Annotated in this window: 20 protein-coding genes; 9 read left to right on the top strand and 11 right to left on the bottom strand. The window is 66.4% G+C overall.

Annotated features, from left to right (window positions below; all coding sequences use genetic code 11):
- Positions 1–82: 82 nt before the first annotated feature.
- Positions 83–1,042 (bottom strand): alpha/beta hydrolase, encoded by a 960-nt coding sequence (locus DQP58_RS00425; protein ID WP_112706560.1) that lies wholly within the window; start codon positions 1,040–1,042, stop codon positions 83–85.
- A 297-nt stretch (positions 1,043–1,339) separates the two neighbouring features.
- Here DQP58_RS00425 and DQP58_RS00420 point away from each other — a divergent pair, with 297 nt between their 5' ends.
- Positions 1,340–2,569: a cytochrome P450 gene (locus DQP58_RS00420; RefSeq protein WP_112706559.1), complete on the top strand. Its 1,230-nt coding sequence runs from the start codon at positions 1,340–1,342 to the stop codon at positions 2,567–2,569.
- Positions 2,566–3,723 carry a Zn-dependent alcohol dehydrogenase gene (locus tag DQP58_RS00415; RefSeq protein WP_112706558.1) on the top strand — a complete coding sequence of 386 codons (1,158 nt, stop codon included), beginning with the start codon at positions 2,566–2,568 and terminating at the stop codon, positions 3,721–3,723. Before DQP58_RS00420 ends, DQP58_RS00415 begins: the two co-directional genes overlap by 4 nt.
- Positions 3,724–3,733: 10 nt before the next feature.
- On the opposite strand, the gene DQP58_RS00410 is transcribed toward DQP58_RS00415, so the two are convergent.
- The 5 genes from DQP58_RS00410 to DQP58_RS00390 are packed head-to-tail and all read right to left on the bottom strand — an operon-like array spanning position 3,734 to position 9,119.
- Complete coding sequence (locus DQP58_RS00410) at positions 3,734–5,638, bottom strand: YhgE/Pip domain-containing protein (protein WP_112706557.1); 1,905 nt, start codon at positions 5,636–5,638, stop codon at positions 3,734–3,736.
- Between the two features lie 3 nt (positions 5,639–5,641).
- Positions 5,642–6,337: a hypothetical protein gene (locus tag DQP58_RS00405; protein ID WP_430915678.1), complete on the bottom strand. Its 696-nt coding sequence runs from the start codon at positions 6,335–6,337 to the stop codon at positions 5,642–5,644.
- 5 nt (positions 6,338–6,342) lie between these two features.
- Positions 6,343–6,960 carry a TetR/AcrR family transcriptional regulator gene (locus DQP58_RS00400; RefSeq protein WP_112706555.1) on the bottom strand — a complete coding sequence of 206 codons (618 nt, stop codon included), beginning with the start codon at positions 6,958–6,960 and terminating at the stop codon, positions 6,343–6,345.
- 56 nt (positions 6,961–7,016) lie between these two features.
- Positions 7,017–7,841 carry an SDR family NAD(P)-dependent oxidoreductase gene (locus tag DQP58_RS00395; RefSeq protein ID WP_112706554.1) on the bottom strand — a complete coding sequence of 275 codons (825 nt, stop codon included), beginning with the start codon at positions 7,839–7,841 and terminating at the stop codon, positions 7,017–7,019.
- Between the two features lie 57 nt (positions 7,842–7,898).
- On the bottom strand, positions 7,899–9,119 hold the full coding sequence (locus DQP58_RS00390) for a cytochrome P450 (protein ID WP_112706651.1): 1,221 nt from the start codon (positions 9,117–9,119) through the stop codon (positions 7,899–7,901).
- A gap of 321 nt (positions 9,120–9,440) precedes the next feature.
- On the opposite strand from DQP58_RS00390, the gene DQP58_RS00380 reads away from it, so the two are divergent.
- Entirely contained in the window at positions 9,441–10,937 is a 1,497-nt protein-coding gene (locus tag DQP58_RS00380) for an acyl-CoA carboxylase subunit beta (RefSeq protein ID WP_112706553.1), read from the top strand.
- Positions 10,938–10,952: 15 nt separating this feature from the next.
- On the opposite strand, the gene DQP58_RS00375 is transcribed toward DQP58_RS00380, so the two are convergent.
- The 5 genes from DQP58_RS00375 to DQP58_RS00355 are packed head-to-tail and all read right to left on the bottom strand — an operon-like array spanning position 10,953 to position 15,604.
- Positions 10,953–11,996 carry a TIGR03857 family LLM class F420-dependent oxidoreductase gene (locus tag DQP58_RS00375; protein ID WP_112706552.1) on the bottom strand — a complete coding sequence of 348 codons (1,044 nt, stop codon included), beginning with the start codon at positions 11,994–11,996 and terminating at the stop codon, positions 10,953–10,955.
- Positions 11,993–12,373 (bottom strand): nuclear transport factor 2 family protein, encoded by a 381-nt coding sequence (locus DQP58_RS00370; protein WP_112706551.1) that lies wholly within the window; start codon positions 12,371–12,373, stop codon positions 11,993–11,995. The genes DQP58_RS00375 and DQP58_RS00370 overlap by 4 nt, the downstream gene beginning before the upstream one ends.
- Complete coding sequence (locus DQP58_RS00365) at positions 12,373–13,518, bottom strand: PHB depolymerase family esterase (RefSeq protein WP_112706550.1); 1,146 nt, start codon at positions 13,516–13,518, stop codon at positions 12,373–12,375. Before DQP58_RS00365 ends, DQP58_RS00370 begins: the two co-directional genes overlap by 1 nt.
- An 18-nt stretch (positions 13,519–13,536) precedes the next feature.
- Positions 13,537–15,159, bottom strand: a complete 1,623-nt coding sequence (locus tag DQP58_RS00360) for a flavin-containing monooxygenase (RefSeq protein WP_112706549.1) — start codon at positions 15,157–15,159, stop codon at positions 13,537–13,539.
- The gene (locus DQP58_RS00355) at positions 15,146–15,604 is read right to left on the bottom strand and encodes a nuclear transport factor 2 family protein (protein ID WP_112706548.1); all 459 of its coding nucleotides are present in this window, start codon (positions 15,602–15,604) and stop codon (positions 15,146–15,148) included. Before DQP58_RS00355 ends, DQP58_RS00360 begins: the two co-directional genes overlap by 14 nt.
- An 83-nt stretch (positions 15,605–15,687) precedes the next feature.
- Here DQP58_RS00355 and DQP58_RS00350 point away from each other — a divergent pair, with 83 nt between their 5' ends.
- The 6 genes from DQP58_RS00350 to DQP58_RS00320 all read left to right on the top strand — a co-directional run bounded on the left by DQP58_RS00350 (position 15,688) and on the right by DQP58_RS00320 (position 22,003).
- Complete coding sequence (locus DQP58_RS00350; RefSeq protein WP_112706547.1) at positions 15,688–16,695, top strand: Rieske 2Fe-2S domain-containing protein; 1,008 nt, start codon at positions 15,688–15,690, stop codon at positions 16,693–16,695.
- Positions 16,692–17,321, top strand: coding sequence for a cysteine hydrolase (locus DQP58_RS00345; protein WP_112706546.1), 630 nt, complete (start codon positions 16,692–16,694; stop codon positions 17,319–17,321). Before DQP58_RS00350 ends, DQP58_RS00345 begins: the two co-directional genes overlap by 4 nt.
- Positions 17,318–17,938: a PaaI family thioesterase gene (locus tag DQP58_RS00340; protein ID WP_112706545.1), complete on the top strand. Its 621-nt coding sequence runs from the start codon at positions 17,318–17,320 to the stop codon at positions 17,936–17,938. Before DQP58_RS00345 ends, DQP58_RS00340 begins: the two co-directional genes overlap by 4 nt.
- Positions 17,939–17,946: 8 nt before the next feature.
- Positions 17,947–19,599: an acyl-CoA synthetase gene (locus DQP58_RS00335; RefSeq protein WP_112706544.1), complete on the top strand. Its 1,653-nt coding sequence runs from the start codon at positions 17,947–17,949 to the stop codon at positions 19,597–19,599.
- A 218-nt stretch (positions 19,600–19,817) separates the two neighbouring features.
- Positions 19,818–20,660 carry an SDR family NAD(P)-dependent oxidoreductase gene (locus DQP58_RS00325; protein WP_112706543.1) on the top strand — a complete coding sequence of 281 codons (843 nt, stop codon included), beginning with the start codon at positions 19,818–19,820 and terminating at the stop codon, positions 20,658–20,660.
- Between the two features lie 134 nt (positions 20,661–20,794).
- Positions 20,795–22,003: a cytochrome P450 gene (locus DQP58_RS00320; RefSeq protein ID WP_112706542.1), complete on the top strand. Its 1,209-nt coding sequence runs from the start codon at positions 20,795–20,797 to the stop codon at positions 22,001–22,003.

The raw sequence follows: 22,003 nt of genomic DNA, 5'->3' as shown, positions 1-22,003 counted from the left end.
AGTTCAGTCGGTAAAAATGGGGACGGGCACGCCGTCCCGCGAATCCGCCGCGGCATCCGGCATCACCGGGGCCGCGGCTGCGCTACATGGCGAATACGCGGCGCACGGCCTGCGCATGCAGCGCCCGATTCTCCTGGGAAACAACCCAATCCGGCACCATCGAGTCGAAACCGTGGAAGGTCGCGGCGATCACATGCAATTCGGTATGGACGTAGGCGTGCAACAGCCGGTTGGCGTAGTCGATGGCCTCGTCGCGACAGGGATCGATCTCGGAGCAGCTGACGAACGTCGGCGGCAGCCCTTCGAGGTTGGCGCGGTGCGCGGGGACGTGCTGACCGTTGGCGCTGGCGTGGCCGAGGTAGTGGTTCCACGCCCGGCTCACCGCCGGACCGTTGAGGCCCGGGGTCCGCTGGAATTCCCGACGCGAGGACGTGGCGTCGGAATCGAGCATCGGCTGGTGCAGGATCTGCATCAGAATCGCCGGACCTTCCTGGTCGAACATGCGCTGGGTCAGTCCGGCGACCAGCGCCGCACCGGCGTCTCGGCCCATTACCGCGATGCGGGCGGCGTCAGCATCCAGCTCCGCGCTGTTGTCGACCGCGTAGCGCAAGGCCGCTTCGACGTCGTCGAGCGCCGCCGGGCACGGATGTTCCGGCGCGAGCCGGTAGTCGACCGACACGACCAGGCAGCCGCCGTCACGCGCCAACTCCACGCAGTGCGCGTGGTCGGTCTCCAGGTTTCCGGTGACGAACCCGCCGCCGTGGGCGTAGATCACCACCGGCGCGGCGGATTCGGTGTGGCCGCGATACAACCGCAGCTCCAGTTGCTGACCGTCCGGGCCGGCGATGGATCGGGAGTCGATGGACACGCCGGTGGTGTCGGCCGACGCGGCGCGCTGGGCGGCCAGCAGGTTGGCGTGTTCACGCTCGGCCGGAAGCGTCTCGGCGCGGAATTCGAAGGCACCCAACGCCACGGCGGCGTCGCGCAGCACCGGATCGATGCGAGTGAGGCCGTGTGGCCGGGCCAGATTCGTCTGTGTCATGTCCACTCATTTTTCGGGCTCGTCGTGCAGGCTCATCGGCGGTTTCGGAAGGTAGGCCTTACCGGAAACCACCTTCAAGGTAGACCCGCGTTTTCAGGGGTCGGCACACGAGGTGCTTGCCGGGGTGGAACGTGCCGCGCGTCGGCAGTGCGACGGAAAGCGTCCGAGCCATTGGGCTACGTTGCTATCTATACTATGATAGCTATTTTCCGCTCGGTTCCACCCGCCGTGGACTTCGCGGGCACTCGCTTTTGGTCCGCGTGAACGGCCTTATCGGTTGTCTCAGGAGGAGCGCTGATGACGCTCAGCACTGGCCCGCACGGGCAGCCCGTCGTTTCATTGGATTTCACCGGCGAAACCAGCCCCTATCCCTTCTTTGAGTACATGCGCCACACCGACCCGGTATGGCACGGTTCCCTGAGCGACAACAGCCAGTTGCCAGAAGAGCTGCGGCCCAACGACGAATGGGTCCTGTTCGGTTACGACGGTGTCTCCCAAGCTTTTCGCGACGACCGCGTCTTCACCTCGGCCGCGTACGACAAGACGATCGGGCTGGTGATGGGACACACCATCCTGGCGATGGGCGGCAGGGAACACCATGACCACCGCAACCTGGTGGCCAAAGCGTTCCGCGCGACGGCGCTGGAGCGCTGGGAGCCGAAGGTCATCGGGCCGGTCTGCGACCAACTCGTCGACGAAATCAAGAATGACGGCCACGCCGATCTGGTGAAGGCGGTGACCTTCGAATTTCCCACCCGGATCATCTCGACGCTGCTCGGGCTGCCCGCCGAGGATCTCGACCTGTTCCGGCGTCTGTCCCTCGACCTGATCTCGATCCCCACCGACATCGTGGCGGGGTTGAACGCCGCCACCGAGCTCTACGACTACTTCCTCAAACAAGTCGAACAGCGCCGGCGCAAACTGACCGATGACATCATCGGCGACCTGGTTGCCGCCGAGATCGACGGGGAAAAGCTCACCGACGAGGCCATCATCGCCTTCTTGCGGTTGTTGTTGCCGGCCGGCCTGGAGACCACCTATCGCTCGTCGGGCAACCTGCTGTACCTGTTGCTGACCCATCCCGAACAACTGGCGATGGTGTATCAGGATCGGTCGCTGATACCGATGGCGATCGAGGAAGGCCTGCGGTACGAGACGCCCCTGACCATGGTCATGCGGACCACGACCGAAGAGGTCGAAATCGGCGGCAAGACAATCCCGGCCGAGGCGCAGATCGACATGTGTATGGGTTCGGCCAATCGCGACGAGAGCCGCTGGACCGATCCGAACACCTTCGACATTCGCCGGCCGCGCCAGTCCCACATCGCCTTCGCCGGCGGTATCCACATGTGCCTCGGCATGCACCTGGCACGGCTGGAAACGCGCGTCATGCTGAACAGCCTGTTCGACCGTGTCGAACGGCTGGCGTTCGTGCCCGACGACGGAACCGGCGAGGAATCCAAGATCGTCGGGCTCACCTTCCGGTCGCCGAACAAGCTTCCGGTCACGTTCGCCCCCGCCGCATGAGAAGCCGCGCGGCGATCCTGCACGACGTCGGTGGGCCGTGGTCCGTCGAGGAATTCGAACTCGATCCCCCCAAGGCCGGCGAGGTCCTGGTACAGATGGCGGCCGCCGGCTTGTGCCATTCCGACGACCACATCCTCAAGGGCGACATGTCGGCGCCCAATGAGGTGATGCGATCCATGGGGCTGCCGACCATGTTCCCGACGATCGGCGGTCACGAGGGATCCGGCATCGTGCGTGAGGTCGGCCCCGGCGTCACCGACTTCGCGCCGGGTGATCACGTGGTGATGTCGTTCGTCGCCGTATGCGGCCAATGCCGTTGGTGCGCCACCGGAATCGAGTACCTGTGCGACGTCGGCATCGGCACCATGATCCCGGGGATGCCGACGGACGGCACCTTCCGCCACCACACCGCCGACGGCCGCAACCTCGGTCACATCGCCAAGATCGGCGCATTCGCCGAACACACTGTGGTGTCGACGAATTCACTGGTGAAGATCGAGCCACACCTGCCGCTGACGTCGAGCGCGCTGCTGTCCTGTGCCATCCCAACCGGTTACGGCTCCGTCGCCAACCGGTCGAACATGCGCGCCGGGGACACCGTCGCGGTGATCGGTGTGGGCGGGATCGGGACGGGCGCGATCCAAGGCGCCCGGATCAACGGCGCCGCCCAGATCGTGGCCGTCGACCCGGTGGACTTCAAGCAGAAGTCGGCGCTGCAGTTCGGCGCGACGCACGCCGCGGCGACGATCGACGAGGCGCTGGACCTGGTGCGCGGTCTGACCTATGGGGTGATGGCCGACGCGGTGGTGGTCTCGCCGTCGCTGATCACTCCGGCAGACGTACGCGACGCGGTGAAGCTCACCCGCAAGGGCGGCACCTGCGTGCTGACCGGCATGACCTCGCAGTTGACCCGGTCGGTCAAGATCGACCTGCAGGACTTCATCCTGATGAACAAGACGTTGGCGGGCACCATATTCGGCTCGTGCAACCCCAAGGCGGACATCTCTAGGCTGGCCAAGCTTTATGAGACGGGCCAGCTCCAACTCGACGAGATGATCACCAAGCGCTATCGCCTCGACGAGGTCAACGACGCCTACGACGATTTGCTCGACGGCAGAATCGTGCGGGGCATCATCGATTTCGGGATCTGCTGAAACACGCCGGCTATATCTTGATCGCGGGAATCAGCCTGCTGAGATTCCAGAGCCGGTCTCTGCGCGCCGACAGGCACGAGATCGCCAGTGCGACAGCCGTTATCCCGGCCAGCACCGTGATCGCCTGCCATAGCCGGGCGTCGACACCGCCGAGTATCAGCTGCCGGAGTCCGTTGACGCCGTAGGTCATCGGGTCGAAGCGGTGCAGTACCTGGAACGGCCGCGAGGTGGTCTCCACGGGATACAAGCCGCCCGCGCTGACGAGCTGCAACATGAGCAGGGCCATGATCAGCACCCGGCCCACCGCTGGACCAACCAGCGCATTGATGGCTTGCGTGGCGGCCACGAACGCGGCGGAAATCAGCATCATGAACCCCAGCATGGCCGCCGGGTGCACCGCGTGCACACCGAGAGCGAACCGGACCACGCAATAGAGTATGACCGCCTGGAATACCGCGATCGCGGCGGCGGGCAGGTAGCTGGCGAGCACCACGCGGATCGCGAGCACCTCCGCGGCGATCGCGCGAGTCTGCAAGGGCCGCAGCACCATCCACAGCACCAAGGCGCCAAAGAACAGGGCGAGCGTGAGGAAGAACGGAGCCATCCCGGTGCCGAAGTTGGGCGCGGCGTTCTCATGTGAAGCCTCGAGTTGCACCGGACCGCCGATGGTGTCGGCGACCGCATCCTTTTGCTGGCTTGTCCAGTTGGGTACCTGCTTGGCCCCCTCGGCGAGTTTGGTCGCCAGCTCGGCCGATCCCGCTTTGAGCTGGCGCGCGCCGTCGTCGAGTTTGCCGACGCCACCGGCCAATTCGGCGCTACCGGTGGCGACCTGCTGGGCCCCGTCGCGCAGTTGGGTGAGCTTGTTCGTCAACTCCTGTCCCTTACCGCCGACCTGGTCGAGAGCCGACGCGAGCGGACTGCCGGGGTTACGCAATCCCGATGTCATGGCGATCGCCGCGTTCTGCGCATCGGTGAGCTGCTGGCGGATCTGGGGCGTGAACTGGTGACCCCGCAGCTGATCCTGGATGCCGCGCAGGTTGTTCGCCAGGGGATCCTGTCGGGCGGAGAGCTGATCGATCACCGATGACAGCGAACTCGCGGCGGCATCCTGCGCCGCGGCGATGGCGCCGAGCTGATCGTTGGCCTGCGCAAGCGCGGTGGCGCCCTGCTGCAATTGCTGCGTGCTGCCGCCGATTTGGGACACCGCCTTGGTCACCGCCAGGAGCGGATCGGTGGCCTGGTTGATCCCGTCTGACAGTTGCTTGGCACCGGCGGCAAGCGTCGCCGAGCCGGACCGCGCGCTGTCCAGGCCGGCCACCAACTGACCGGCACCGTCATCGAGTCGGGCCGCCCCGTCTGCGGCCTGCTTGATACCCGATCCCGACGAAACCACCACCGACAACATCTGATTGACGGCCTGCCCCGAGATCCGGCTGGATACGGCGTTGAGTACCTGACCGATGGCGGTACGGCCGATACTTGTCGAGATGTAGTTGTTGGCGTCGTTGTAGACGGCGATCAGGTTGGCCTTCTTGGGTTGCCCGGTCACCGGCGACGCGATCGCCGCGCTGAAGTCCGGCGGCAGCTCGACCATGAAGTAGTACTTACCGTGGTCGACTCCGTCGCGCGCCTCGGCGAGGTCCACGACGTGCCAGTCCAGGCCGCCGTCCGCGGTCAGGCTCTTGGCGATCTCCGCGCCGGCGTTGAACTGCTGCCCGGACACGACGGCGCCACGGTCGGAGTTGACCAGCGCCACCGGCATCTTGTTGGTGTGGCCGAACGGATCCCAGAACGCCCAGAGGTACAGCGCCCCGTACACCAGTGGTAGCAGCATCAGTACAACGATCGCCACGCGCGTCAGTCGGCTACGGCCGAAGCGTTTGATCTCTGAGCCAAAGGCGAGTCCAGCCAGCATCTTTCAGCCCTCTCCGGTCAGGATGCGGTGATCGTGTAGTTCGTGGTCGGGTGCGTCCGTGCCGAGCGGGTTGGTCACCCCGACGACGACGGTGCGCTGCCTCGCGATCACGCCGAGCCGGTCGGCGGCGATCGTTCGCCGGGAATTGTCCCGAACCTGTTCGAGGTCGCCGACCACCAGGATCGGACGGTTCGACAGCAACGCCAGCGCGATTCGCAGCAAGAACAGTTCGAGGTCTGACAGTTCGACGATGTAGGTGTCGTTCGACGGCGGGGCCATCTCGCCGAAGACCTCGGTGAGCTCGGCCGGACCCGATTGCAGCGGCACCGATGAATACCACGGCGCCAGCCACCGGCGCTGCTCGGCGAGCACGGTCCCCACGGTCACCGAATCCTCCAGGTCATCGATGTCATCGAAGGCCGCGATGGAGCACTGCCGGCGAATCGCGCGCGGGGTTGTCTCGCCGAGGACGGTGAGCGTGCCATGACTGGGCTTGAAACGCCCCGCGAGTGTCAGCAGCAGGGTGGTCTGCCCGTGCCCGCCGGGCATCTGGATCGCGTGAAAACCCGGCGTCAGGGTCAGGTCGACCCCCGAGAACAGTGGCCCGTGCTCACCGTCGACCCCCAACCCGGTGGCGGTGATGACCGGTGCGATGTCGTCCGGTTCGTCCTTGGCATCCATCGTGTGGTTTTCCCTCATTGCCTTTACGCCGGAATCGATTCCAGCAGTGCGGTGATCAGTTGCGCGAGCAGATCGGGGCTGATCGTTCCGGGACGCAGCACCTCTTCCATCGCGACCCCCAGGTTGATCGTGACGACGAGCTGGGCGACGTCGGTCAGCCGCCGGTCGCCCGGCACGGTGTCGGTCGATTCGACGATGCGCAGCGCCTGGTCGGCCGCGGCGCGGCGGCGCCCGATCAGGCGTTCCCGTAGCTGTGGATCGCGCTGGGCCCGCAACCAGTACTCGACGAGCAGCACGTAGTAGTCGGAATGTTCGCGGACCGAGTCGAGCACCGACCGGCTCACCTCACGCGCGGCCGCGGCGCGGTCGCCGTCGCTGCGGTCCAGCGCAATCGCGATCTGCTCGCCGCGCAGCTCGAACTCGCGGTCGAGCAGGGCCAGGAACAACTCGTCCTTGGATTCGAAATTCGAATACACCGCGCCCTTGGTGAAGCCCGCGGCTTGGCCGATGGCGTCGATGGTGGCACCGGCGAACCCTTCGGCGGCGAAAACCTTCGACGCCGCGTCCAGGATCCGGTCGCGAACCTCGCCCCGGGTGGGGCGGCTGCGAAGCGGCTTGACAGGTGACATGTGCAGCAGCATACCGGTCGGTATCGGTTAGATACTAGTGAGTATCGAAGATCACCCCGGCGGGAGCGTCAACCGAGCCTGGACGCGGTGCGCTCCCACAGTTCAGCGGCCAATCGCGGGTTCTCCGCCAGGCGGCTGCTGTTGGCGATCTTGCGCTTGGCGTAGTACGCGCCGGGCGCCCACTCCAGACCCGGTGCGCTCGACGCCAGCCGCACCAACTGGTCGGCGCCCTGGTCCGGGGTCGAGATGAACAGCACCGCCGGGGTGTACCGCTGCATGAAAACCAGGAATTGCGAACCCGACGCGACACCGATGTTGGAGTTGACGTTGCCGGGATGCACGGTCGCGACGGAAAGGCCGCGGGCATGGTAGCGCCGGTGTAATTCCTTGGTGAACAACACGATTGCCAACTTCGACAATGCGTAGGCGGCGGCCGGCCGGCGGTTGGCGGTGTTCTCGAGGTCGTCGACGGTGGCCCGGAAAATCAGCTTGTGCGACGAGCTGGTCGTGTTGACGATCGTGGCGTGCGACTCCAGCAGCACATCCAGCAATCCTATGGTCAGCAGGAATGGCGCCAGGTAGTTGACCTGATAGGTGCGTTCGTAGCCGTCGGGGGTCAGCTCGATCTTGCTGGCCATCCTGCCCGCATTGTTGAGCAACACGTCGATGCGCGGGTATTGCGAACGAATCTTTTCCGCCAGCGCTCGCACCTGGGACAGGTCGGCGTAATCGACGACGAAGTAGTCCGCGTCCAATTCGGCGGCCACCGCGGCGGTCTTGGTTGGGGAGCGGCCCACCACGACGATCTGGTTGCCGGTGCGGCTGAGGCGACGGGCCGCGGCTGCGCCGATGCCGTCGCTGGCGCCCGTGATGACAATCGTCCTGCGCGTCATTGCGAGACCTCCACACCGGAGTGTAGCTAGGCCCCCGACGCAACGGCGCGGCCGCGCTCAGGTCAGCGAGTAGCGCACCGGCAGGTGTTTGAGGCCGCCCACGAAGGTGGTGGCGACCAATTCCGGGTCACCGGTCAGTTCAATGGATTCCAGGCGGGGTAGCAACTCGGAGAAGAAACTGTTGACCTCCATGCGGGCCAGCGCCGCACCCATGCAGAAGTGCACACCGTAACCGAAGGCAAGGTGCTTGTTGGGGTCGCGACCGACGTCGAAGCGGAACGGATCGCTGAAGACGTCCTCGTCACGGTTGGCCGAAACATAGGACAGCAGCACCGAATCGCCCGCGGCGATGGGCACGCCCCGCACGGTGGTGTCCGTGGCGGCGGTCCGCATGAATTCCTTGACCGGTGTCACCCAGCGGATCATCTCCTCGGTGGCCAGCGGCATCAGGTCCAGGTTGTCGCGCAGGCGCCGACATTGATCGGGGTTCTCGATAAGGGCGTGCAGCCCACCGGAAATGGTCGCGCTGGTGGTGTCGTGGCCCGCGGTGGCCACGATCAGGTAGTAGGACACCGTGTCGATGTCCGACAACGGTTCGCCGTCGACCCTGGCATTCGCGATCGCCGACGCCAGGTCCTCGGTCGGGTGCTCGCGACGAGACGCCGTCACACCGTTGAAGTACCCGAACATGTCGAACAGCGCCGGCAGCTGATCCTCGTTGTTACTCCCGCGTTTGAATTCGGAGTCGTCACTGCCGAACAACTCCTGGGTCAGCTTGAGCATCCGCGGAAAATCGGCCTCGGGCAGCCCCAGCAGCGACATGATGACGTAGAGCGGGTAGTTGACCGCGACCTCCTGGACGAAGTCACATTCCGGGCCGGCCGCCATCATCTTGTCGACATAGGTCTTGGCCAGTTCGTCCACCCGAACCTTCAACGCCCGCATCGCCTTTGGGCGAAACCAGTCGGAGCCGATCGCGCGCACCGCCCGGTGCTGCGGGTCGTCCAGGTGAATCAGCGTGCGCACCCCGGCGGCCGCCTGCATCTCGTCACCTTCGGCGGTGGTCAGCACCGGCCGGGGCCAGTTGGTGAAGAGCATGTTTTCGCGCTCGATATCCATGATGTCGGCGTGTTTGGTGATCGCCCAGAACGGCCGGTAATGCGGGACCTCCACCCAGGACACCGGGGCGTTGGCGCGCAGGTGGGTCAGCGCGGCATGCAGCCGCCGCTCGTCGGTGTACGCCAACGGGTCCGCCAAGAGCTTCGCGGCCTCGTCCATCGTCGTTGCGCTCACTGGTGAGACTCCTCGATTTGGGACGCCTGGTCGACCTCCCGACGAGCGGCGTCAGACATGCGGGTAACTTTACAGTAAGCAATCCAGTATGTGACCCTGCAAACGTGGCGATCGCAAGCGCGGCGTAGCCGGGCGCGGCGGGTCGCCACCATGAGGACTGGTGGCGATCGCAAGCGCGGCGTAGCCGGGCGCGGCGGGTCGCCACCATGAGGACTGGTGGCGATCGCAAGCGCGGCGTAGCCGGGCGCGGCGGGTCGCCACCATTGGGACTGGTCGCGACGAATCTCCATGAGGTAGGACATAGGAATGGCGAAAGCCCAGGATTGGGGAGAAACGCTCGAGGATCTCGAGCGGCGCCGCCGGCAGGCGTGGGACATGGGCGGGCCGGAGCGGCTGGACAAGCATCGCGGCAAGGGCAAGCTCGACGCCCGTGCGCGCATCGACTACCTGCTCGACCCGGGCACGTTCCGCGAGCTGGGCACCCTGGTCGGCGGCGAGATCGCGGCCGACGGCCTGGTTGTCGGCTCCGGGGAGATCAACGGCTCACCGGTGATGCTGGGGGCCGAGGACTTCACCACCATGGCGGGCAGCATCGGCCCCGGTGGCAACTCGAAGCGGTACCGCATCGCCGAACTGGCGGTGCGGGACAAGATTCCGCTGGTGATGCTGCTCGAGGGGGCCGGCTTCCGGCCCACCGGTGGCCATTACGGCCGGACCCCCACCGACCTGCTGGCCCAGGCGCAGTGCTCGGGCCGAGTCCCGACCGTCGCCGCCGTGCTCGGCCCCTCGGCCGGGCACGGCGCACTGGTGGCGCCGGTCTGCGACTTTCGGATCATGAGCAGGCAGGGGGCGATCTTTACCGCCGGACCGCCTGTCGTCAAAGAGTCCACCGGAGAAGAGATTTCGAAGGAGGACCTCGGTGGACCGACCGTCGCCCTGCCGAGCGGCGTGATCCACAATGTCGCCGAGGACGACGAGGCCGTCCTCGACGACGTCCGCCGCTATCTGTCCTACTTCCCGCCGAGCGCATGGTCCTATCCGCCGCCGTTGCCCGCCGACGAGGCCGCCCAGCCGCGGCAGACGCCGGAGTTGCTCGACATCGTGTCCCGGGACAACCGCCGCGTCTACGACATGCGCGCCGTACTCGACGTCATCTTCGACAGCCCAGACTGGTTCGAGGTGCAGCCGCAGTACGGCAAGGCGATCATCTGTGCACTGGCCCACCTCGGCGGTCACCCGGTTGCGGTGGTGGCCAACCAGCCTCAGGTGCTGGCGGGCTCCATCGACGCCGACGCCGCCGACAAGGCGGCACACTTCATCATGGTGTCCGACTCGTTCCACCTGCCCATCGTCTTCCTCGCCGACAATCCCGGCATGCTGCCCGGCAGCCGCTCCGAGCGCAGCGGCGTGCTGCGTGCCGGGGCACGGATGTTCGCCGCGCAGACGGCCGCCACCACCTTGAAGCTGCATCTGACGCTGCGCAAGGCGTACGGGTTCGGGTCGATGGTCATGTCGCTGTTGGGCTTCGACCATCAGGTCGCGACGTTCGCCTATCCCGGCGCGACGATGGGCGCCATGAGCGCCGCGGCGCTCAGCCGCGCCTCACACGCCGGCGAGGACCTCTCGGCCAAGCTGCGCAACGCCGAGTTGCAGGCGTCCTTCCGCTCGGCCGAACACATGGGCTTCGACGAACTCATCGATCCCCGGGAGACGCGCGACGCGTTGCTCGCGTCCTTGAAGCGCGGCTTGTCCAGCAGGCAGGCCGCCGCCGAACCGGTCACCCGGACCGTCATCATGCCGTGATGTTTCTTCCGAGCGCTACTTAGCGACGCGGTAGGCCGCGACGATCGGCTCGAGCTCGTCGGGGGTGGCGCCGTGCATGATGACCGCGTCGGCCCCGTAGTCGAATTCCTTGCGGATGCGATCCACACACTGCTGCGCCGACCCGGTGGCCGAGGGCTCCAGCCATTCGTCGGGGATCAGCGTCGCGATGTGCTCGATCTGCTCGGCGGTGCCCTTGTGATCGATCCCGCCCGCGATCGAGGTGACCACGGGGTCGTCGCGAAACCGTTGCAGCACAGCGGGATCCCAGTTGTTGGTCTGCACCAGCAGGTCGCCGTAGCCCTGCAGGTAGGTGGCCAGCCGCGCCACGGTCTTCTTCAGCCGAAGTTCTTCGGGCAGATGGTCACCGACGGTGGCGAAGCACGACCACACCCGCACGCTGTCCGGGTCACGGCCGGCCTTCTCCGCGGCAGACTTCACGGTTTTGACACTGCGCTGCAAGGTCTCCGGGGTGAAATACGTGTGCAGTATGACGTCGTCGAACACGCGCCCCCCGAGCGCGAGGGTGTTGGGGCCGAAGGCCACCAGCGCCAGTCGAATATCCTCGTTGAAGTCGGGATCGAGAAACAGGATGGGGTACTTGCCCATCGGGCCGTCGTGATTGAAGATCAGCTCGCCCTGCCACAGCCGCCGCATGACCTGGGCCCAGTCCTCCATCTGCGCCGTCGTCACCGCCGGGATGCCGAAGGCCCCGTAGATCGCGGCGATGCCTCGGCCGACGCCCAGGGTGAACCGGCCGCCCGACAGGCGATGCATCGTGGTCGCCCACGACCCGGTGATCAGCGGATGGCGGGTGTTGTGATTGGTTGCGGCGGTGGCGATCTGCATCCGGTTGGTCACCGCGCAGGCCGCCCCGACCAGAGACGACGCCTCCTTGACGTTCCACCGCTCGGAGATGAAGGCGGTGCCGAAGCCGAGTTTCTCGCCGCGGCGGGCCTCGTCCATCAACGTCGCCGGGCCCTCACCGCCCGCCCCGGCCAACAGGTAGAAACCCAATTCATCAAGCGTGCGGTCAGTCAATTCCAAACCCCTTGCTGGTAGCCGCCGTTCCACACCTCGGTTATCTTGCCATCGACCACGCGGAACACCTCGATGCTGGCGATGTTGGCCTCGGTGCCGTCCTTGGTGGTGATCGTCGAGTCGTAGACGATCGCCACGTGCTCGCCGTCGTCGCCCTCGATGACGATGTTGAGGTCGAAGTGCAGCGAATCGGCCAGCTCCCACATGTCCACCACCCGCTGCACCGCTTCGGCGTGGGTCAGGGTACGCACACCACCGACCTCATGGCGAATCACGGTGTCGCCCAACAATTCCTCGGCCAGCTCGATGTTGCGTTCGTTCCACACGACGAGGTTGTAGAGCTCGACCACGGTTCGCGCGGTCCACGTAGGTGCCATCAGTCGGGCACCGCGTCGTCTGCTTTCAGCGCGGCCACCTCGGCCAGGAATCGGTCGGTGATGCGCTGCACCCGTCGCGAGAAGATGTGCCCGACGTGGCTGCCGTCGTACCAGTACAGTCGGCCGCCCCAGCGCTCCTGCAGCGCGTCGGCGGGCTCGCGCATCGCCATCCGGTCGTGCCACGCCCCGACGATGAGCCGGCGCTGCGGCGGCGGGGACGGAATGGCCGCCAAGGGATCGATCACCGAGGTCAGCTCCGTGACCGTCGGCGATTCCAGCAGCTCGCGGAATCCCTCGCGCGATGAGCCCCACCGTTGCAGGTGCCGCGCGATCATGGCGTTGAGCCCCAGGATGGGCGTGTAGAGCGCGACCGCGTCGGTCTGCTTCTCCAGGTGGGAGACCAGCGCGGCCACCGGGCTTCCCATCGAAATCCCCGCCACCACAACGGCCGTGGCCTGCGGCCGCACCCAGCGCACGACGGCGCGCACCTCGGAAACCACGCGCATCATTCCCGCCACGTTGCCCAGCGGATCCATGTCGGGATAGACCGGCCATTGGCGTCGCCGGCAACCGTGGCCCGGCTGCACCGGCATCGCGACGTTGTACCCCAGCTTGTGATGTATGCGTCCGATCCGGGACAGCAGCAGGTCTTCGGTGCCACCCTGGCCCGCGCCGTGCACCCACACCAGCCACGGCCTGGGCCCGTCACCGTGCCGGCACAGGTGCACCACCGCCCGTGCCGGGCCGCTCAAACCCTCGGTCGCCAGCGTGGCCGGCAATGCGGGGTCGTGTTCGAAAGCCATCCGCTCGTAGGCAAGGCCGGCGATGCTGCGCTTGCGAATCGACGTCGGCCGCAACGGGTTCGGTTCGGCGTGCGCCCGGTCGATGCCCAACGAGGAGAGTTCCTCGGCCGCCGCGGTACATCCATCCAGCGGCCGCATCGGTGCAGGGCTTGCGCCCAGCAGCGAAAAGCCGCTCAGCACAAGTTCATCGAGCATCGCCTCACCGAACTGACGCGCACCGCGCGGCGAGAGCGGGGACCACCCGGTCGACTCGCGCAGACCGGCCACCGTGCGCGGCATCAGCATGCCCAATTCGCGGGCCACATCTCTGGCCAGGCTCAGCCCGCTCAACGCCGTCGCCATCTCGCTCACCTTCGCCAGTTAGACCAGTTTGAACCCGATGTATCCGCCGGCGGCGATTTCGTCGCAACGGCGCCGGTATTCGGGTATCCCGCCGGTATAACCCATGTACATCCGTTTCTTGCCGGGCACGTTGCCACCGTTGTACCAGGAGTTGCACGACGGATGAACCAGCACGGTCGGCGCAACGAGCGCGGTGGCGTGGTCGATCCATTCCTGCTGGGCGCTGCTGAGCGCCTCGATGGTGCGGATGTCGTTGGCGCGCAGATACGCGATGCAGTCACCGATCCACTCCACGTGCTGTTCGAGGGCGGCGACGAAGTTCGTGGCGGCGCTCGGGCTGCCGGGCCCCTGAACCGTGAACAGACTCGGGAAGCCGGCGACCGCGAGGCCGAGATACGACAGTGGCCCCTCGGTGGCCCAGAACTCGCCCAGCGACATGCCACCGCGACCGCGCACATCGATGCGGCTGAGCGCACCGGTCATGGCGTCAAAGCCGGTGGCGTACACGATGACATCGAGTTCGTGCACCCGGTCCCCGGTGCGGATGCCGGTCGGTGTCACCTCGCGGATCGGCGACTTCCGCAGATCGACCAGGGTGACGTTGTCCCGGTTGAACGTCTCGTAGTAACCCTGGTCGATGATCGGCCGCTTACACGCAAAAGGGTGCACCGGCACCAACGAGGCGGCCGTGTCGGGATCCTTGACGATCCGGGCCACCGCCTCGCCGTACAGCGTGGCGGCCATCCGGTTGGCTTCGATGTCGAAGAAGATGTCACCCCAGTTCAGCGCCCCCATCACGCCGTTCTCCTCGATGGCGCGCAATTGTTCTTCGCGGGTCGCCGACTTCAGCGGCGGCCGGCCGAGCATGTCCAGCAGCACGGAGAAGGCGCTCAACCGCGCCGCCCCGATCGGGTGGGCGCGTTGGGCCGCCCGGATGTCGCCGTAGCGGGCCTTCATGTCGTCCAGTTCGCCCGGTTCGAACCGATGCACCCGCCAGGGCAGGGTGTAGGCGGGCGAGCGCTGAAACACCGACAGGTGCAACGCTTGTCGGGCCACCACCGGGATGAGTTGAACGCCGGTCGAACCGGTGCCGATGACACCGACCCGCTTGCCGGTGAGGTCCACGCCGCGCTCCGGCCAGCGGCTGGCGAACAGGGAGGTCCCGGCGAAGGTGTCCATTCCCGGCATGTCGGGTTCCAGCGGCACCGACAGAATTCCGGAGGCGGCGACGACGAACGGGACCCGGAAGGTTTCGCCGGTCTCGGTGCGCACCTGCCACAGGCCGGCTTCTTCCTCGAACGTCATCGCGACGACCTTGGCGCCGAACTGGATGTCGCGGCGCAGGTCGAGTCGGTCGGCCACGAAGTTCAGATAGGCCTCGATCTCGGGCTGGGCCGGCATCGACTCGGTCCATACCCATTCCTGCTGAATCTCTTCGGAGAAGCTGTAGGAGTACTCGATGCTCTCGATATCGCACCGAGCGCCCGGGTAACGGTTGAAAAGCCAGGTGCCGCCCACCTTTTCGGCCATCTCCAGCACACGCGTGCGCAGCCCCAGTTGCCGCAACCGGTGCAGCATGTACAGCCCGGAGAATCCGGCGCCGATGACGAGGACGTCGAACGAGGTATCAGCTTTTGCCATCGTCACCACCGGTGATCTTCAGGATGGTTCGGGTGAGGTGCAGGGACTTGATCTGCCAACGACCGTCCCGCTTCTGGTAGGTCTCGTGGTAGTGGCCGGCGCCGTACAACTCGCGGCCGTCACCGAAGATCAGCAGGTCCTCCATCGCCCAGATGCCGGTCGCGGTGGTCGCGGAGGTGAGCGTGATCTCGGGGGTGTGACAGTGATGTTTGGTGGCGACCCCCTCGAGCCCGCCCATCACCATCGGTGCGAAGCTTTCCACGCCTTCGATCGGTGGCGCGGTCTGCGGGTCGGCACCGGCGGTGGACACCGCCATATCGAGGGTCACCACGACATCGGTGGTGAACACGTCGCGCCAGGACTCCAGGTCTTTGGTGTCCAGGAAGCGGCAGTAGCGCGCCTTCAGTTGTCGGATGGCTTCCAGCTCGTCAGCCGCTGTCGTCATTTCACTCCTTGCCGAGTGCCGGCCGGACTGCTGAAATCTATACTGTAACGGATTTAGTATCAACGATCGCGAGAGGCGCTGGTGTGAAAGTCCCGTTCACCTGGAAGGTCACCGGCTGGTTCATGGTCGGCTGGTCCCCGCAGTTTCCCGTCGGCGAGGTGCGGGCGCTGCAGTACTTCGGCGAGGACCTGGTGGCCTACCGCGACGCGCAGGGCGAGCTGCACGTCCTGGAAGCGCACTGCAAGCACCTGGGCGCCCACCTCGGCCACGGCGGCAAGGTCGTCGGCGACTGCGTCGAGTGCCCCTTCCATGGCTGGCGCTGGGGCCCGGACGGCTGCAACAAATACATCCCCTACCAGCCCGACCGGCCCAACCGCGGGCTACGGCTGAAGGTGTATCCCGTCCGGGAGCAGTACGACTGCGTCTTCGTGTGGCACCACCCGGACGGCAAGGAGCCGCAATGGGAGATGCCGGACATCTTTCATAAGTTCCCGCAATTCGAGACGGACCCCGCGGCCTATTACCGCGCATACCCGGAGTTCTCCCGGCGTGCGGAGCGCGAACCGGTGCACCCGCAGATCGTGGCCGAAAATGCGCCCGACAGTGCGCATTTCGAGTACGTGCACCACGCCACCGTGACGCCCCGGGTGCTGGAGTGGAAGATCGTCGACCAGGAATGGCAGTTCATCGCCGGCTGGCCTGACGCGCGCAGCGACAACCCGGACGACCTCGCATTGCGGTTCCACAGCCACCTGTTCGGCCTCGGCGGCGCGATCAGCGTCTTCGAGGGCGCCCAGAATCATCGGCTGATCTTCACCTGCACGCCGGTCGACGACGAATGCTCGGACCTGTTCTATTCGATCTGGTGGCCGCGACTGCCCGGCGACACAGCGGACGTCCCCGAGGGCCAACTCCGGGAGGTCATCGAGAAGCAGTTCCTGTCCACCGTGTTCGACGATTTGCAGATCTGGCGCTACCAGAAGTACATCGAACACCCCGCGCTGTCGAAGACGGACGCGAAAGGCTATATGGCGCTGCGGAAGTGGGCGACGCAGTTCTACGACGTCGCGCCGGTGGGCGCCCCCGCATGACGGATCGGCTGGCCGAACTGACCGCGCCCGCGCACACCGCGATCGTCACCCAGGAGTGTCAGGGCGCGGTGATGGGCCCCGACGCCGGACTGGCGATGCTCGCCTCCGAAGCCCGCCGCGAAGCGCTGCCCAACATCGCGCGCCTGCTGCCCGCGGCCCGGGCGGCCGGGGTGCGTGTCGTGCACTGCCTCGTGCAGCGCCGGTCCGACGGGCTCGGCTCCAATCACAACGCGAAGATCTTCGCGATGGGCGGCGGGAACCGGGTGGACATCACGCCCGGCACGCCGGGCGCGGAACTGCTGCCCGAATTAGGGCCGGAGCCTTCGGATTTGGTGTTGCGCCGCTGGCACGGCGTGGGCCCGATGGGCGGCACGGACCTGGACGCGGTGCTGCGCAACCTCGGGGTGTCGACCATTGTCGTGGTGGGCGTCTCACTGAACATTGCCATCCCCAACCTCGTCATGGACGCCGTCAACGCCGCCTACCGGGTGGTCGTCCCCCGCGACGCGGTCGCCGGCATACCCGCCGACTACGGTGCAGCGATGATCGCCAACACGCTGTCGCTCCTGGCCACCATCACCGGCACCGATGACCTGCTGCGGGCCTGGGACGAAGGAACGCGATGACCGATACCGCGCCGGAAGTTCGTGGCGGATTTCCCGACGTCAGATCCGTCGAAAACGCCCCTGCGGAACTGGGCCCGTTCGTGGCCGCGCTGCGCCGGCTGCAGGACCTGACGGTGTCCACCAGGCCCGATCCCGCGTTGTGGGCCGCCGCGGCCGCGCACCTGGAGAACGCCTGCGCGCTGCTCGACGGCCACCGGGTCCCGGAGACCGAGGCAATGGCCGGCCGGGTGCTGACGCTGCCCGGGCTGGCCCATCCCCTGATGCCGCCCTGGCTGGTGACCGAATCCGGTCCCGAGGGCGTGACGATGGCCGGGCACTTCACCACCTCGCACATCGGCGGGAACCGGGCCGTGCACGGCGGCATGATCCCGCTGTTCTACGACTGGCTGTTCGGCATGGTGGTCACCGCCGCGGATATCCGCCCGACGCGCACCGCCTTCCTGCACGTCGACTACCGCAACATCACCCCGATCGACCAGCCACTGACGGCCCGGGGCCGCATCACCGACATCGAGGGTAGGAAGGTTTTCATTGACGCTACTATGATAGCCGCCGATGGGACCTTGCTCAGCGAAGCCAACGGCCTGATGGTCCGACTGCTCCCCCACCAACCGTGAGAGGCACGATGTCTGACACCACAACAACATTCACGGTCCCGGCCGTCGCGAAGGCCGTCGCCGCCGCGATCCCCGATCGCGAGCTGATCGTCCAGGGCGATCGCCGCTACACCTATGCGCAGGTGATCGAACGCTCCACCCGGCTGGCCGCATACCTGCATTCGCAGGGGTTGGGCTGCCACACCGAGCGCTCCGCGCTCGGTGGTCACGAAGTGGGTCAGGATCTGCTGGGCCTCTACGCCTACAACGGGAACGAATTCGTCGAGGCGTTGCTGGGCAGCTTCGAGGCGCGCGTCGCCCCGTTCAACGTCAACTTCCGCTACGTGAAGAGCGAGCTGCAATACCTGCTGGCGGACGCCGGCGCGACCGCGCTGCTCTACCACGCCGCGTTCGCACCGCGAGTCGCCGAGATCTTGCCGGATCTGCCACAGCTGCGCGTGCTGATCCAGATCGCCGACGACTCGGGTAACGAATTGCTGGCGGGCGCGGTCGATTACGAGGCCGCGCTGGCGTCGGTGTCCCCGGAGCCGCCGCCCGTGCAGCACTGCGCCGACGACCTGTACGTCCTGTACACCGGTGGCACGACGGGAATGCCGAAGGGCGTGTTGTGGCGCCAGCACGACATCTTCATGACGTCATTCGGCGGGCGGAACCTGATGACCGGCGAGCCGTCGAGGTGCATCGACGAGATCGTCGAACGCGCCGCCTCCGGGCCGGGCACCAAGCTGATGATTTTGCCCCCGCTGATCCACGGCGCGGCCCAGTGGAGTGTGATGACCGCGATCACCACGGGCCAGTCCGTCGTGTTTCCCACGGTCGTCGACCGTCTGGACGCCGAGGACGTGGTGCGCACCATCGAGCGGGAGAAGGTCATGGTGGTAACGGTGGTCGGCGACGCGATGGCGCGCCCCCTGGTCGCCGCGATCGAGAAGGGGGTCGCCGACGTGTCGTCGCTGGCCGTCGTCGCCAACGGCGGCGCCCTGCTGACCCCGTACGTCAAGCAACGCTTGATCGAGACGCTGCCGAACGCCGTCGTGGTCGACGGTGTCGGATCGTCGGAGACCGGGGCGCAAATGCACCACATGTCGACGTCGGGGGCGGTGGCGACGGGGACGTTCAACGCCGGGCCGGACACTTTCGTTGCCGCCGAGGACCTTTCGGCGATCCTGGCACCCGGGCACGACGGGATGGGCTGGCTGGCGCAGCGGGGCTACGTGCCACTCGGCTACAAGGGCGATGCGGCCAAGACGGCCAAGACCTTCCCGGTGATCGACGGCGTGCGCTACGCCGTCCCCGGTGACCGTGCGCGTCACGGTGCCGACGGCTCCATCGAATTGCTCGGCCGCGACTCGGTGACCATCAACTCCGGCGGCGAAAAAATATTCGTCGAGGAGGTCGAGACGGCCATCGCGTCACATCCGGCCGTCGCCGATGTGGTGGTCGCCGGCCGGCCCAGCGAACGGTGGGGCCAGGAGGTCGTCGCCGTGGTGGCGCTCGCTGCGGGCGCCAGTGCCGAAGCCGGCGAACTGGTGGACCACGCCGCGCAGACGCTGGCGCGCTACAAGCTCCCCAAAGCGATCGTGTTCCGCGCGGCCATCGAGCGTAGCCCGTCCGGCAAGGCCGACTACCGGTGGGCGCGCGAGCAGGCCGTCAATGGCTGACCGGCAGCGCCGGTAGCCGCTGAGGAGGGCGCAGGCCAATGTCGTTGCTGCAGAAGGACGAGACGCTGACCGCCTCGGCCGAGGTGCGTGCGTCGGCCGAGACGGTTTACGCCATGATCGCGCCTGTTCCCCTTCGTCCGGGATCGTCGTAGCGATCTGCAACAGAACCTCGAGATGTCCGTGGGTCGGATCAAAGCGATTGTGGAGGCAGGGAACTCATGAAGTACCAAGGCCGTGTCGCCGTGGTAACGGGAGCCGGCTCGGGCATCGGCCGCGCCTTGACGCGGGCACTGACCGAAGAAGGCGCGCACGTCGCGGCGTCCGACATCGATCCGAATGGCCTCGCCGAGACCCAAGCCGCGTGTCCGGCCGGGCAGGTCACGCCGTATCGGGTCGACGTCGCCGACCGGGATGCGGTGCTCGGCTTCGCCGACGAGGTGCACCGGCAACACGGGCCCGCCTCGCTGGTGTTCAACAACGCTGGAGTCGACCTGTTCGCCGGCGTAGCGGACATGTCCTGGAAGGACTTCGACTGGCTGATGGGCATCAACGTCGGCGGCGTCGTCAACGGAACCAAAGCCTTTCTGCCGCAACTGATCGAGGCGGGATCCCCCCGGCGCCCTTCCCGACTGGTGAACCTGTCCAGCGCGTTCGGTCTCATCGCGATTCCCTACCAGGGCGCTTACAGCACTTCGAAGTTCGCGGTGCGTGGCTTCACCGAGGCGCTGCGCCAAGAGATGATCATGGAAGGCCGTCCGGTGACCGTGCACTGCGTGCATCCCGGCGTGGTGCGGACCAACTTCGGCGCGAACATGCGCACCTCGGACACCGAGGATCCCGATCTCGCGGCCAAGCTCTTCGACCGGACGGCGCTGACCTCGCCCGCCAAGGCCGCTCGACTCATTCTGCGTGGCGCGGAGAAGAATCGGGCCCGAATCCTCATCGGCCCCGACGGGCGGGCGATGGCGGCGATGCCGCGGCTGCTCGGCGTGCGTTATGCGGACCTGCTGGCCCGCGCCGCGCGGCTGACCGGCCCGGGTTCCGCACGCGCCGACCGCTAGGACTGGCCAGTCGCGCGGTTGGGGCAGCATTGTCGGTCTTCGCCGGCCCTGCCCATATTGCCTACTGTAATAATTACAGTACGATCTTACGAAGAAGTGTTCGATCGTGCTGAGATCAAGATGCTGGAGATCAGGTGACGACCAACGTTCACACCGCCGCCGGTGCCGACGACGAAACCGTCAGCCTGCGAGACCCCTACCCGTTCTTTGCCCGCAAACGGCGGGAGGCCGGCGTGTTCGCCGGCACGGTGATGGACTATTCCAAGACCCCGGAGTCCCTGCTGCCCAAGCAGGAGTACTCCGCGATGTCGTTCGACGCGGTCAACACGGTGTTCCGGGACGGCCGGGTGTTTAGCTCCAAGCCGTACGACAAGACCATCGGCCTGTTCATGGGGCCGACGATTCTGGCGATGGAGGGCAAGAAGCACCGTGAACACCGCAACCTGGTGTCCGCGGCATTCAAGTCCAAGGCGCTGGCCCGCTGGGAGCCGACCATCGTGCGGCCGATCTGCAATGCCCTGATCGACGAGTTCATCGAGACCGGCACAGCCGACCTGGTCCGGCAGTTCACGTTCGAGTTTCCCACCCGGGTCATCGCCCGGCTGCTCGGGTTGCCCGACGAAGACCTGCCGATGTTTCACACCCGCGCCGTGCAGTTGATCAGCTATCACGTCAACTACGAACGCGCCTTCGAGGCTTCGACGGCGCTCAAGGACTATTTCGTCGAGCAGATCGAACAGCGCAAGTCCAAGCCCACCGGGGACATCATCGGCGACCTGGTTACCGCGGAGATCGACGGCGAAAAGCTCACCGACGAAGCGATTTATTCGTTCCTGCGTCTGCTGCTGCCCGCCGGCCTGGAGACCACCTACCGCTCCTCGGGGAACCTGCTGTATCTGCTGCTCGCCCACCCGGACCAGTTCGCCGCGCTGCAAGCCGACCGCGAGCTGCTGGCACCGGCCATCGAGGAAGGGCTGCGCTACGAGACACCGCTGACCACCGTGCAACGCTTCACGACCGAAGACACCGAGTTGGGAGGCGTGCAGATTCCGGCCCGTTCGGTGATCGGGGTGTGCATCGGTTCGGCGAACCGCGACGAGCGGCGCTGGGACCGCGCCGAAGAGTTCGACATCTTCCGCAAGCACACGCCACACATCTCGTTCGCCGCCGGGGAGCACACCTGCCTGGGCTTGCATCTGGCGCGGCTGGAAACACGCGTCGCGATGGAATGCCTGTTGAACCGGCTGACCAACCTCACCCTGTTGACCGATGATGACCCGCACATCCACGGTCAGCCCTTCCGGTCCCCGAATGCGCTTCCGGTGACGTTCGACGCGAAGTAG

The sequence above is a fragment of the Mycobacterium colombiense genome (assembly GCF_003284975.1).
Classification (GTDB): Bacteria; Actinomycetota; Actinomycetes; order Mycobacteriales; family Mycobacteriaceae; genus Mycobacterium; species Mycobacterium europaeum_A.
This window is presented reverse-complemented; position numbering and strand designations above follow the sequence as displayed.